This is a genomic window from Arthrobacter sp. Y3221048 (assembly GCF_059092685.1).
In genome coordinates, this window is record NZ_JBNHHX010000001.1 from 410700 (window position 1) to 422972 (window position 12273).

Here is a 12273-nt window from a genome sequence, read left to right on the forward strand (position 1 = left end):
CGGAACATGGCCGCCTCTCAACCGATGGCACGGATCGGCATTTCCGGCTGGCGATACCCGCGCTGGCGCGGCACGTTCTACCCGAAGGGCCTGCCCCAGCGCCGCGAGCTGGAGTATGCCTCCGGCCACCTGAATTCAGTCGAAATCAACGGCACGTTCTATTCGCTGCAGCGACCCTCCAGCTTCCGGCAGTGGCACGCCGAGACGCCTCCGGACTTCGTGTTCGCGGTCAAGGGCGGGCGGTACATCACCCATATGAAGGGCCTGAAGGACGTCCGGGACGCCTTGGCGAATTTCTACGCTTCGGGGGTCCTCGGTCTCGGCGAAAAGCTCGGACCGTTCCTGTGGCAGTTGCCCGAGCGGGCCAACTACGACGCCGAGGTGATGGAAAAGTTTCTGGTCCAACTGCCGCGCAGCACGCACGCCGCAGCCGCCTTGGCCGCCGGGCACACCGACCTGATGAAGGACAGGACCTGGATCCCCGACGACGGGGCCGACAGGCCGCTGCGCCACGCCCTCGAGATCCGCAGCACCACGTTCATCAACGAGGAGTTCTACGACCAGTTGCGGCGGCACAACACGGCTTTGGTGCTGGCCGACAGCGCGGACAAGTGGCCGATGCTGGACGAAATCACGGCCGACTTCACCTACGTGCGGCTGCACGGAAAGGACGAACTCTACGTTGGCGGCTACCCGGACGGCGACCTGGACAGGCTGGCATCGACGGTCGCCGGATGGCTGGACGGCTCGGGCTGCCCCGACGGCGCGGGCCGGGATGCTTACGTGTACTTCGACAACGACGTCAAGGTCCACGCGCCGTTCAACGCGATCGGGCTGGCGCAAAGGCTGGGCCTGCCTACCGGCCCGTGACCCGGGGGAAGCGCCGCCGTCAAACCTATTGCGTGCCGCCCTCAGAGCTAGAGCGTGCCGCCGGAGGCCTCGAGGTAACAGGTGCCGCAAAGCGATTCGTACCAGACGTCTTCGCCGTCGATGGCGACCTGCTCGCCGTCGAACACAATCTCCCCGCCCACGCGGCGCGTGTTAAAGACCGCCTTGCGTCCGCAACGGCAGATGGTTTTCAGCTCCTCGAGGGAGTGCGAGATTTCCAGCAGCCGGCGAGCACCGGGGAAGGCCTGGGTGCGGAAGTCGGTGCGGATGCCGTAGGCCAGCACCGGCACGTTGTCCATCACCGCGATGCGGAACAGGTCGTCGATTTGTTCCGGCTCCAAAAACTGCGCCTCGTCCACCAGCAGGCACGCCACCGGCTGCACGTCCACATGCTCCAGCAGGGCTTCGGGATCCTCGCCGGCGGCCACCCGGCCGAAGTGGTCGCGAACGGATTCACCCGGTCGGATCATAAAGTCCACGTCCCGGGCCATGCCCAGTCGGGAGACGATCTTGCTGTCCCCCTTGGTGTCCATCTGCGGCTTGGCCAGCAACACGCGCTGCCCGCGCTCCTCGTAGTTGAAGGCTACCTGGAGCAGTCCGGTCGATTTGCCGGAGTTCATCGCCCCGTAGCGGAAGTAGAGCTTGGCCAACGCAGTCCTTTCAAGCGGTCCCAGCAGTCGATTCTACTGAGCCGGTAGCCGGGTGGGCGGGAGCAGGGTCGGCGCGCGGCTTCCGCGCAGCGCACGACCGGGATCAGGGCGGCTTACGTGCAGCGCACGACCGCGATCAGCGTGGCTTCCGCGAAGCGCCTTGGCGGGATCACGGTGCAGCTTCCGCAAACTGCTTGAAGCTGGCCAGCTGGCCGGCATCGGCCTCGGCGATCGCCCGTCGGATCTGTTCTGCCATGGCGGCCAGCTCCTCGCTGACGACGACATCGGCAGTCAGCGTCAGCCGGGTCGCGCCGCCGTCGCCGTCCAATACGTAGCGGTAGTCAGCCCGCACGTCCCCCTGCGACGAGGTAATGGTGATGCTGCGGCCGACGTCGAGCTCGGTCACCGTGCTGCTGCGGTCGTGGCCCTGGGAGCGGAAGCTGATGGCCTGCCCGACCGCCAGCGGCCCCTCGGCGTGCATCTCGTTCACGCCGGGCATCCATGCGGGCGCCGCGGCCCAATCCGTCAACAGCGCCCACGCCCGCGCCGGCGGCACATAAATCTGCTCGGAGGCCGTGAATGCCGTGTTCGCACCCATACCTGCATCATGCCTGCCCGGATGCGGCGGCGAAAGCCCACGCGGCGGATCGAAGGCAAGATCGCCCGACGCTTGATTGGCAACCTGAAGGTTGCCTATTATGGACACGTGGACACGGTTTTCCAGGCCCTAAGTCATCCGACTCGGCGGATCTTGCTGGACGAACTGGCCGCGCACAACGACCAGACGCTGTTCGAGCTGACCGTGCGCCTGATCAACAACCACCATCTCGCCATCACCCGTCAGGCCGTCACCAAGCACCTCGCGATTCTGCGTGAGGCCGGCCTGGTGACCGCCAGCAACCGTGGGCGCACCACCATCCACCATCTGGATACTGCCCCGCTCAGCAATGCGAGGGAATGGCTCGCCAATCTCCCGCCCTCTTCGAAGGAGACACCATGATCATCACCACCGCCAGCATTTTTGTGGACGACCAGCAGAAGGCCCTCGAGTTCTACACCGGGAAGCTGGGGTTCCAGCTCAAGAACGATGTGCCCGTCGGCGACGACCGCTGGCTGACCGTTGTCTCACCATCGGCCCGGGACGGCGTGGAACTGCTCCTGGAACCGTCCGGCCATCCGGCGGTGAAGCCGTTCAAGGAAGCCCTGGTCGCCGACGGCATCCCCTTCACTAGCTTCGGGGTCGACGACGTGCACGCCGAATACGAGCGCCTGACCGCGCTGGGAGTGCAGTTCGTTCAGGAGCCGGCCGACATGGGACCGGTTGTCACGGCCGTGTTTGACGACACCTGCGGCAACCTCATTCAGATTGCCAGCACGAAGGAGGCGTAGCCGGGGCCCGCTCCGTCAAGCGCGAGGCGGGGTCGAGCTCCGTCCCCCGCGCCCGGTCAGTCCAGGACGCGGCGCCGGACCGACGCGGAGAGCTCTTCGGCTCGGCGCACCATGTCGTCCGCCTTCTGCGTGTGTTCTCTCAGCGACTCCTGGATGGATTCCTCCCGGATCGACGCCAGGTTGGCCTCCACCGTGATGCGTGCGGTGGCGGCGGCGGCCCGCGCCGCCTCCGCGGCCACGGCGATGTCGCTCAGGACGTTCGGATTGCACACGCCCACCAGCTCTGTCCCGAGACGCACGACGGCCGAAGCCAGGTCCAGCTGCGCCCTCGCCGGGAGCGTCGCCTCCACGAGCGCCTCCCGGATGGCCGCGCTGCGACGACTGCGTTCGTCGTCTGTTGTGCTCGGGAGCTTGTAGCAGTCGACGACCCTGCGGAACTTCTCCTCGTCGGACACCGCCGCGTGTACTGCCGCCCGGGTCAGTTCGCCGGCCTCGGCCAGTATGGCGTCCAGGTCCGGACCCGGGCCGGAGTCGGCGGAGGCACCGCCGTCGTCGTGCGCCGCACTTGCGGAGGCACCGCCGTCGTTGTTTTTCGCCGCGCTCCGCTCGGTAAACCGCGTCACCATGCCGATCAGCGCCGCTGCCTGCGCCGCGTGGATCGCGCCGACCGCTCCGGCGCCGGGCGTCGGCTGGTTGGAACCGAGCCGACCCAGGTACTCGTCGATGGTCTCCGATCCGCTCACGCCCCGGCTCCTTCCGTTGATCCAGCGGCCGTGCCGCTGCTGCCTGCTCCCATGTCTGCATCATGCCCAACAACGGGTCGACAGGAAAGTGCCCGACGGGCGGGGGGACGCAGGACAGCCACCACCCCGGCACCGAAAACGGGAGCTGCCGTGCGGCGAGCTCCCGTTTCCACCCGAGGAATTTATTGCGGTTCAGGCGCCTTCGATGGCCGCCCTGGCGTTCGGGTCCGAGTCGGCCAGGAACTTGCCGATCCGGTCCACTTCTTCCGCCTCGCCGATGGCGCCGGCGGCGCGGCCCAGGGCGTAGAGCGCCCGCAGGAATCCGCGGTTGGGCTCATGCTCCCAGGGGATCGGGCCGGCTCCGCGCCAGCCCGCCCGGCGCAGAGAATCGAGACCGCGGTGGTAGCCCACGCGGGCGTAGGCGTACGACTCGATGGTCCGGCCTTCGGAGTAGGCCTCGTCGGCAAGGATTGCCCAGACCAGCGAGGAGGTGGGGAACTTCGCGGCCAGGTCCAGAGCTTCGTCGCCGGCCTCCAGCCGGGCCAGGACGTCGGTCTCCTCCGGCAGGTAGGTCGGCTCCGGGCCCAGCAGGTTGGTGCGGAAGGGCTCGGTCATTTACTTCACCGACTTTCCGGCCGAGCCCAGGCGCTCGGCGGCCTCCACGACCCGGGCGGCCATCGACTTCTCGGCGGCGGCGCCCCAGACACGCGGGTCGTAGGCCTTCTTGTTGCCGACCTCGCCGTCCACCTTCAGCACGCCGTCGTAATTGCTGAACATGTGGCCGGCGACCGGGCGGGTGAAGGCGTACTGGGTATCGGTGTCCACGTTCATCTTGATGACCCCGTAGGCCACGGCGTCGGCGATCTCCTGCTCGGAGGATCCGGAGCCGCCGTGGAAGACCAGGTCAAAGGGATTGGTCTTGCCGATCTTGGCGCCGACTTCGGCCTGGATCTGCTTGAGCAGCTCGGGGCGCAGCTTCACTCCGCCCGGCTTGTACACGCCGTGCACGTTGCCGAAGGTCAGCGCGGTGATGTAGCGGCCCTTCTCCCCTGCGCCAAGCGCCTCGATGGTCTTCAGGCCGTCGTCGACAGTGGTGTAAAGCTTTTCGTTGATCTCGTTTTCGACGCCGTCTTCCTCGCCGCCGACGGTGCCGATCTCCACTTCCAGGATGATCTTGGCCGCGGCAGTGCGGGCCAGCAGGTCCTCGGCGATGCGCAGGTTCTCCTCCAGCGTCTCCGCCGACCCGTCCCACATGTGCGACTGGAAGATGGGGTCCTCGCCGCGCTTCACGGCAGCCTCGGACTCGGCCAGCAGCGGCAGCACAAAGCCGTCCAGCTTGTCCTTCGGGCAGTGGTCGGTGTGCAGCGCCACGTTGACCGGGTACTTCTTGGCCACTTCGCGGGCGAAGGCGGCGAAGCCCAGCGAGCCGGCGACCATGTCCTTGACCCCGGCGCCGGACCAGTAGGCGGCGCCGCCGGTGGAGACCTGGATGATGCCGTCGGAACCGGCGTCGGCAAAGCCCTGCAGGGCTGCGTTGAGGGTCTGCGAGGAGGTCACGTTGATGGCCGGGTAGGCGAAGCCGCCCGCCTTGGCGCGGTCAATCATGTCGGCATAGATCTCAGGGGTTGCAACGGGCATGCTGACTCCTTGGCTAGCGATACGGATTCGAAGGCGTTGCCTCTGAGCCCATCCTATCGACTCGTGTCCGGGCAGCAGCGGCGGCGGCGACTGTGAAGCGGGGTTACACCCGTTGCCTGGTGGAGCCGGCGGGCCTTGCATCGCTCTCAACCTCGGCCGTGCCGCGTTCTTCATGTGGCCGTGCCGCGTTCTTCATGTGGCCGTTCCTCGGTCTCGACCTCGGCCGTGCCGACCCTCCACCTCGCCGTTCCTAGGCTCCGTGTGGCCGTTCCTCACTCTCCGCCCGGCCGTTCCTCGCTCTCCACGTGGCGCCGCCGACCGTGGCAAGCTGGAATCATGACTGAAACCCCGCCGCCATTCCACGGTCCGCGCGATCCCGGCGACGCCTGGGTGGAGGGGCCGGACGGCACGCGGATGTGGGGCCGGTTCGGATCCGCCGGGCTGTTGGCGGTGGATCGCGAGCGCGGCATCCTGCTCCAGCACCGCGCGCAGTGGAGCCACTTCGGCGGCACCTGGGGAATTCCCGGCGGGGCCCGGCATCAGGACGAGCCGGCCGTTGATGCCGCCCTGCGCGAGGCAAACGAAGAAGCCGACGTCCCTGTCGACGCGCTGGCGCCGCTGTTCACTTCGGTCCTGGACCTGGGCTTCTGGTCCTACACAACCGCCGCCGCCAGGACCGTTCGCCCCTTTGAACCGGAAATCACCGACGCCGAGAGCCTGGCCCTGGCCTGGGTCCCGCTGGATGAGGTGGACCAGCTGCCGCTGCATCCGCACTTCGGCGAGGCGTGGCCCCGGCTCCGCACGCTGCTGGAGCACCCGCCGGTGCTTGTGGTCGACGCGGCAAACGTGGTCGGCTCCCGGCCGGACGGCTGGTGGAAGGACCGCCCCGGCGCGGCGCGCCGGCTGCTCGCCTCGTTGCACGCCACCCTGGAGGCGGGGCTTCCCGCCGACCTGCTGGAGGTGCCCGCCGGCACCGTGTGGCCGCGCACCGTCGTCGTGCTGGAAGGCGCCGCGAAGGAGGCCGCCCCGGCGGGGCTGGCGGGTCCGGCGGCTCCGGCCGGTGCTGCAGCTGCCGCAGGGGCGGGGAACCCGGACGGGCAGACACGTCCGGCAGAATTAGCAAGCCAGGATGGGCACGACGGCGGGGCGGACCGGGCACGGGCCGGCGTCGCCGCGGACTCCCCGGCGACGGCTCAGGACGGCGAGACAGCAGCCCAGGCCTCGGCCGCGCGCCGCCGAGGTGTGGAACTGGAAGTGGTGCACGCGGCCGGGTCCGGCGACGACGAGATTGTGGCCCAGGTGGAGAAGGCGTTCGGCACCGACCCCGAGGCGCCGGTGACAGTGGCAACGTCGGACCGCGGGCTGCGCGGTCGGGCTGAAAGCCTCGGGGCGCGCACCGTCGGCGCCGGAGCGCTGCTGGACCTGCTCGGCTGACTGCGGGGCCTTTCCCGCAGCGGCACCCGGCACGTCCCGCACCCGCTCCCTGCGCTCCCACGTTTCGGACGGCCCCCAGAACGTTTCCGCACGTCAGGGACAGATGGACAGCCCCAAACATGGGCAGATACGGCTAAAGCTGGGAAGTTAGCCGCGGGACCGACCGCTGGGGCCGGCTACCCGAGGCCGGACGCGTGACCTGCACGCTAAGGGGCGGTCGGAACCACCGGCTGGGCGAAAACGTGGCGCCGGATCCACGCGTGCATCGCGATGGCCGCGGCGGCCGAAGCGTTGATCGATCGTGTCGAGCCGAACTGCGCGATGGACAGCGTGGCATCGGCTGCGGCGTGGACCTCCGGGGTCAGCCCGGGCCCCTCCTGCCCGAACACCAGCACGGCGTTCTCCGGCAGGTCGTAGGTCTCCAACGGCACCGAGTCGGGGAAGTTGTCGATCCCGATGATCCGCAGGCCCTCGCCCTGCGCCCACGCCACGAAGTCCTCCACGGTGGGATGGTGCCGGACGTGCTGGTAGCGGTCGGTGACCATTGCCCCGCGCCGGTTCCACCGCCGTCGTCCGATGATGTGCACTTCCTTGGCCAGGAAGGCGTTGGCGCACCGCACCACCGAGCCGATGTTGAGGTCATGCTGCCAGTTCTCAATGGCCACGTGGAAGTTGTGCCGGCGGGTGTCCAGGTCCGCGACGATCGCCTCGTGCTTCCAGTAGCGGTACTGGTCAGTCACGTTGCGTCGGTCGCCTTCGGCCAGCAGTTGTGGGTCCCAATGGTCGCCTTCGGGCAACGGCCCGTCCCACGGTCCGACGCCGATGGCCGGCTCCGGCCCGCCAGTCTCGGAACCGTTCGGGGCGGCTTCGCCCGCGCCGGTCTCGGAACCGTTCGGGGCGGCTTCGCGCGCGCCGGTTTCGGAGCCGTTCGGGGCAGCCTCGGGCCCGTCGGTTTCGGAGTCATTGGGGGCCGCCTCCGGGGCGGCCGGCCGTTCGCCGGAACCGCCGGTCAACCTCGGTCCACCCCCGGTTTCACCTGCTTTTTCTTCCACCCCACAAGCCTAGGGGACAGACCGCAGCCCCATGCACCGTGGCGCGGAAGGGCCGCGGCAGGAGCCGCCCGACGGGCCTGCGGCAGGTTGTGCACGATCAATCGGGGATGATAAGCATGCTGAGTAACGATTCATCGGAAAAGGAGTTTCAATGGCTGAACTGACCACCCCCGAGGAACTTTTCGCTTTCAAGCTGGGCGTCGCCCTGCGGTCGGAACATGACGTGCTCAAGATGCTCGAAGAGAACCAGAAGGTTGCACGGAGCCAAGAGCTGAAGGAAATGCTCAGCCACCACCAGGACGAGACCCGCGAACAGATCACGTATATCGAAAAGTGCTTCAAGGTCTTGGGCCTGGAGGCCAAGGAGCAGCGCTCCCCGGTGAGCAAAGGCCTGGCCGAGGAAGCGCAGGCCGCCTTGGACAAGGTGGACCCCAGCTTGGTGGACATGGTCATCGTGGCCGGGGCGCTGGACACGGAACACCATGAGGTCGCCTGCTACACCACGCTGATTACCTCCGCGGAGGCCCAGGGCCAGACCGAAGTCGTGGAGCTGCTTCAGCAGATCCTGGGCCAGGAGGAGAGCACCCGGGACAAGCTGACCGAGTTCGGCCGGAAGCTCGCCCAGGAAGCCGTCGCCAAGTAGGCAGGCCGGGAAGCGCGAGGGCCGGGTCGGCGCACGGATAACGCGGCCGGCACGTAATTAACCCGGCCGGCCCACGCGGACATACCAAAGGGGAGCGGAGCCGTGCAGCGGCGCCGCTCCCCTTCGCGTGCCTGCGGCATCGCTCCCCTCCGCGTGTCTGCCGCTCCGCTGCCCGAGGCGGCCCCTCAGCTTCCAGCGGCGCCGCTCCCCTTCGCGTGCCTGCCGCCCCGCTTCCCGTGACGCTCGGCCGGTGGAACCTCGCCGTCGCCGCTGCTCTTGTCAGTAGTAGCGCTTGCGGGCGCCGACCACCGGCAGCGGGAAGAATTCGTCCGCCACCTGCTGGATGATCGGCACGTAGATTGCTGAATTCCACTGCGGGCTGGCATGCGCCGGCCGGGCGCCTTCGGTGACCAGATTGTTGGTGAGGAAGTTCGCCTCGTAGTTCACCTGCCAGCTGCGCCGGGCGGTCGAATAGTTGACCGTCTGGTCTCCCGGGTTGCCCATCCAAGCGATGCGGGTGTCGCCGATACTGTGGCGGAAGCGATGCGCGTCGAAGTGATAGATGTACGAGGACTGGGACTGGATCAGCGTGCTGGACACGGCCAGCGGCGACAGCTGCTCCATGGTCTGCTCCACGATTTGCCGCCAGGTGCGCTCGTCCTTGTGCACGATCCGCTCGCCCAGCTCGTATCCGCCCCGCAGGTAGCTGGGCACCCGGTAGCCGGCCTCGTACAGGAAGACCACGCCTTCGAACATGGTCTTGTCCAGCACATCGAAGCGGCTGTATGGGGACGAATCCATCAGGATCAGCTCCACCGGGAAGCCCTTGGCGCGCAGCCGTGCGGTCATTTCCACGGCCACCATGCCGCCGAAGCTGTGCCCGTAGAAGTAGAGCCGTTGCAGGTCGTTGTCCTGGATGTGCTTCTGCAGCACCTCGGTCAATTCGGCCAGGTCAAGGCCGCGGTTCGAATACCCCGCCACCGCCAGCCGGCCGCGGTCCACCAGGCCGCCACGCAAGGAGTTCAAGATCCACAGGCCCTCTTCCCAGCTGGTCTTGTACCCCGGGAAGAGCACCCAGCTGGTGCGGGGGAAGCGCCGGTCCGCGCGTTCGTCGTCCAGCGTGAGGATCTGCGCTTCGTTGCGCATCTCCTGGATGACCCGGGTGGCCGCCAGGTCCGCGGCGGTGCCCAGTCCGAAGGCGGCACCGATCAGGAACGAGCGGCGCGAAACCCGGTGCAGGCTGCTGGCCAGGCGCAGCTGGCGGAAGGCGTGGTTCCTGCGAACATCCATCATGTGAGCTGGCCGGCCACCGGCGGCTAGTCCAGCTCCAGTTCGTCCTTGCCGAAAGCAAAGAGATACGGCACGCCGGCTTCGGCCTCGATGCGTTCCTTCGCGCCGGTGTCGCGGTCCACAATGACGGCCACCGCCTTGACCTGCCCGCCGGCCTGGCGCACGCCTTCCACCGCGGTCAGCGCGGAGCCGCCGGTAGTGGAGGTGTCTTCCAGCACGACGACGGGGCGATCCTTCACCTCCGGGCCCTCCACCTGGCGGCCCATGCCGTAGGACTTCTGCGCCTTGCGCACGACGAAGGCGTCAACGGCCCGCCCGTCGTCTCCGGCCGCGTGCATCAGCGCCGTCCCCACCGGATCGGCCCCCATGGTCAGGCCGCCGGCCGCCTGGAATTGGATTCCGGCCTCGTCGAGCATCGCCAGCATGACCCTGCCGACCAGGCGGGACGCCTCATGGTGCAGGGTGACCCGGCGCAGGTCGATGTAGTAGTCGGCTTCGGCGCCGCTGGAGAGGGTGACCTTGCCGCGCACCACGGCCAGTTCCTTAATCAGTTCGAGCAGGCGGGCGCGGTCGGCCGCTGGATCGGCCGCAGGAGTCTGGGTCATGGCTCTTAGTCTATGGGGTTGCCCCCGCCGCACCCGGAATCCATGACAGGTCGTGCGGGCCCAGGGCTGGCCCCAGACCCGACGCCGCCGGCCCCCAGACCGGACGCCGTCGGGAGGCGCCTGAGCCGGCTAGAGCCCGCGGACCAGCAGGTTCGGGTGCAGCTGCTCCCAGCCCTCGGCGAGGTCTTTGCCGGCGTCGTAGTTGTCCTGGACCAGCTTGGCCCACACTCCGGAGGTGCCGAGTTCAACAGGCTCCCGCCCAGTACCGCCGCAACTGCTTGACGCCCCGGCAGCCTCCACATCCACGATGATCACGCACACGCCGCGTTCGGCCGGGTTGTCCGGGACGGCAGCATAGAAGGCGAAATCGCTCGTTTCCGCCAAGGACCGGACGCTGCCTGCCGCTACGCGCAGGACTTCGGCTCCGCCGACCAGCTTGTCATCCGGGCCGGCCGGGGCCTCCAGCGCGCCGATTCCGGACGTCGGTCCCCCGCAGCCGGCGAGCGATAGCAGGACGGCGGCACCGGCCGCCAATGTGGTTAATCTGCGCATGGCGCCCCAGCCCCCTCGATAGACGTTTTGTCCCACGCTAGCCGCGCTGGCACGCGCCCGGGAGGCTCGCCCCGTTACGAAGCGATAACTTCGCAGTCAGGCGGACGCGGCCGCTTCGATCGCCTCGGGCGAGAGCACGTGCCCGATGGCCAGCGCCACCGCCCCCAGCACGCCGGCGCGCTGCCCGGCCACTGACGGGGCGATCCGCAGATGCTCGGTCGCCAGCGGCAGCGAGCGCCGGTAAACCACTTCCCGGATCCCGGCCAACAGGTGCTCGCCCGCCTGCGCCAGCCGCCCGCCGATCACGATGACCGAGGGGTTGACCAGGTTCACGCACGTTGCCAGCACGTCCCCAATGTCCCGGCCGGCCTGGCGCACCGCCTGGATCGCCTGCGGGTCGCCGGCGCGGACCAGATCGATCACGTCCTGGCTGCTTTCGGCCTTCTTCCCTTGGGCCGAGAGCCTGGCCGCCAGCGCCGGCCCGCCGGCGAGCGCCTCCAGGCAGCCGGTGTTCCCGCACCGGCACACCACGTCGTCGCCCCGGGACACGCGCACATGCCCCAGGTCCCCGGCGGTGCCCTGGGCGCCGCGCTGCAGCTGTCCGGAGGAAATGATGCCGGCCCCGATCCCCGTGGCCACCTTGATCAGCATCAGGTCGGCGGTGTCGGGCCAGGCCATGGCCTGCTCGCCCAGCGCCATGATGTTGACGTCGTTGTCCACCAACACCGGCACGGCGAAATGCTGCTGCACCAGCGCCGGGACGTCCACGCGGTCCCAGCCGGGCATGATCGGCGGATTGATCGGCCGTCCCGTGTCATGCTCGACCGGTCCCGGCAGCCCGATGCCGAACGCGCCCAGGTCAGCGGCACTCCGCCCGGCCTCGTGCAGCAGCCGCGCCACGGCGTCGGTCAGCCAACCCAGCACGATGTCCGGGCCGCTGGCGATGCTCAGCTCGGCGCGCTCCTCGGCCAGCACGTCGCCGGAGAGGTCGGCCACGACGACCCGGGCGTGCGTGGCGCCGAGGTCGGCGCCGATCACCAGGCGGGCGGCCGGGTTGAGCGCAAACAACGACGGCGGCCTTCCGCCGGTGGAGGTCGCCCCCCCAATGGGGGCAATAAGCCCCAGCCGCATCAGCGAATCCACCCGGGCGGTCACCGTGGACCGCGCCAGGCCGGTCAACTGCGCCAGCTCGGCGCGGGTGCGCGGCTGGCCGTCGCGCAGGAGTTGGAATACCTCGCTTGCTCCGGCGGCCGGCTGGGTGGCCAGGCGTTGCGGCGGGGCGACATCGGACTTCAACACGCTTTCAGTACAGCACGCACCACTTCTGTTTGTCTCTAGCGAAACTAACAATTCGTGTTCAAACAACTTTTGCCTGACTCTCGACAAAAC

Annotated in this window: 15 protein-coding genes; 5 read left to right on the forward strand and 10 right to left on the reverse strand. The window is 68.5% G+C overall.

The window, feature by feature from the left end; translation table 11 throughout:
- Nucleotides 1-6: 6 nt before the first annotated feature.
- A complete protein-coding gene (locus tag AC5RVS_RS01885; protein WP_494106909.1) occupies nt 7-870 on the forward strand; it encodes a DUF72 domain-containing protein in 864 nt (287 codons plus the stop codon).
- Nucleotides 871-917: 47 nt separating this feature from the next.
- Here the strand turns inward: AC5RVS_RS01885 and AC5RVS_RS01890 are convergent, their stop codons facing one another.
- Nucleotides 918-1538 carry a thymidine kinase gene (locus AC5RVS_RS01890; protein ID WP_494106910.1) on the reverse strand — a complete coding sequence of 207 codons (621 nt, stop codon included), beginning with the start codon at nt 1536-1538 and terminating at the stop codon, nt 918-920.
- A gap of 169 nt (nt 1539-1707) precedes the next feature.
- Nucleotides 1708-2136, reverse strand: a complete 429-nt coding sequence (locus tag AC5RVS_RS01895; RefSeq protein WP_494106911.1) for an SRPBCC family protein — start codon at nt 2134-2136, stop codon at nt 1708-1710.
- Nucleotides 2137-2145: 9 nt separating this feature from the next.
- On the opposite strand from AC5RVS_RS01895, the gene AC5RVS_RS01900 reads away from it, so the two are divergent.
- A complete protein-coding gene (locus tag AC5RVS_RS01900; protein WP_494106912.1) occupies nt 2146-2538 on the forward strand; it encodes an ArsR/SmtB family transcription factor in 393 nt (130 codons plus the stop codon).
- On the forward strand, nt 2535-2927 hold the full coding sequence (locus AC5RVS_RS01905) for a VOC family protein (protein ID WP_494106913.1): 393 nt from the start codon (nt 2535-2537) through the stop codon (nt 2925-2927). Before AC5RVS_RS01900 ends, AC5RVS_RS01905 begins: the two co-directional genes overlap by 4 nt.
- 56 nt (nt 2928-2983) lie before the next feature.
- Here the strand turns inward: AC5RVS_RS01905 and AC5RVS_RS01910 are convergent, their stop codons facing one another.
- From AC5RVS_RS01910 to fbaA, 3 genes are all read right to left on the reverse strand, one after another.
- Nucleotides 2984-3670 (reverse strand): cyclodeaminase/cyclohydrolase family protein, encoded by a 687-nt coding sequence (locus tag AC5RVS_RS01910; RefSeq protein WP_494106914.1) that lies wholly within the window; start codon nt 3668-3670, stop codon nt 2984-2986.
- A 192-nt stretch (nt 3671-3862) separates the two neighbouring features.
- Nucleotides 3863-4285, reverse strand: a complete 423-nt coding sequence (locus AC5RVS_RS01915; RefSeq protein ID WP_494106915.1) for a DUF3151 domain-containing protein — start codon at nt 4283-4285, stop codon at nt 3863-3865.
- Complete coding sequence (gene fbaA / locus AC5RVS_RS01920; RefSeq protein ID WP_493977221.1) at nt 4286-5308, reverse strand: class II fructose-bisphosphate aldolase; 1023 nt, start codon at nt 5306-5308, stop codon at nt 4286-4288.
- A 336-nt stretch (nt 5309-5644) separates the two neighbouring features.
- Here fbaA and AC5RVS_RS01925 point away from each other — a divergent pair, with 336 nt between their 5' ends.
- On the forward strand, nt 5645-6742 hold the full coding sequence (locus AC5RVS_RS01925; RefSeq protein ID WP_494106916.1) for an NUDIX domain-containing protein: 1098 nt from the start codon (nt 5645-5647) through the stop codon (nt 6740-6742).
- Nucleotides 6743-6948: 206 nt separating this feature from the next.
- Here the strand turns inward: AC5RVS_RS01925 and AC5RVS_RS01930 are convergent, their stop codons facing one another.
- Nucleotides 6949-7566, reverse strand: coding sequence for a TrmH family RNA methyltransferase (locus tag AC5RVS_RS01930; RefSeq protein ID WP_493988906.1), 618 nt, complete (start codon nt 7564-7566; stop codon nt 6949-6951).
- 379 nt (nt 7567-7945) lie between these two features.
- Here AC5RVS_RS01930 and AC5RVS_RS01935 point away from each other — a divergent pair, with 379 nt between their 5' ends.
- Entirely contained in the window at nt 7946-8437 is a 492-nt protein-coding gene (locus AC5RVS_RS01935) for a YciE/YciF ferroxidase family protein (RefSeq protein ID WP_494106917.1), read from the forward strand.
- Between the two features lie 279 nt (nt 8438-8716).
- On the opposite strand, the gene AC5RVS_RS01940 is transcribed toward AC5RVS_RS01935, so the two are convergent.
- From AC5RVS_RS01940 to AC5RVS_RS01955, 4 genes are all read right to left on the reverse strand, one after another.
- The gene (locus tag AC5RVS_RS01940) at nt 8717-9727 is read right to left on the reverse strand and encodes a thioesterase domain-containing protein (protein ID WP_493988540.1); all 1011 of its coding nucleotides are present in this window, start codon (nt 9725-9727) and stop codon (nt 8717-8719) included.
- 26 nt (nt 9728-9753) lie between these two features.
- Entirely contained in the window at nt 9754-10332 is a 579-nt protein-coding gene (gene pyrE / locus AC5RVS_RS01945; RefSeq protein ID WP_493988539.1) for an orotate phosphoribosyltransferase, read from the reverse strand.
- A gap of 129 nt (nt 10333-10461) precedes the next feature.
- On the reverse strand, nt 10462-10884 hold the full coding sequence (locus AC5RVS_RS01950; protein ID WP_494106918.1) for a hypothetical protein: 423 nt from the start codon (nt 10882-10884) through the stop codon (nt 10462-10464).
- Nucleotides 10885-10980: 96 nt separating this feature from the next.
- Nucleotides 10981-12183 carry an ROK family transcriptional regulator gene (locus AC5RVS_RS01955; protein WP_494106919.1) on the reverse strand — a complete coding sequence of 401 codons (1203 nt, stop codon included), beginning with the start codon at nt 12181-12183 and terminating at the stop codon, nt 10981-10983.
- Between the last annotated feature and the right edge of the window lie 90 nt (nt 12184-12273).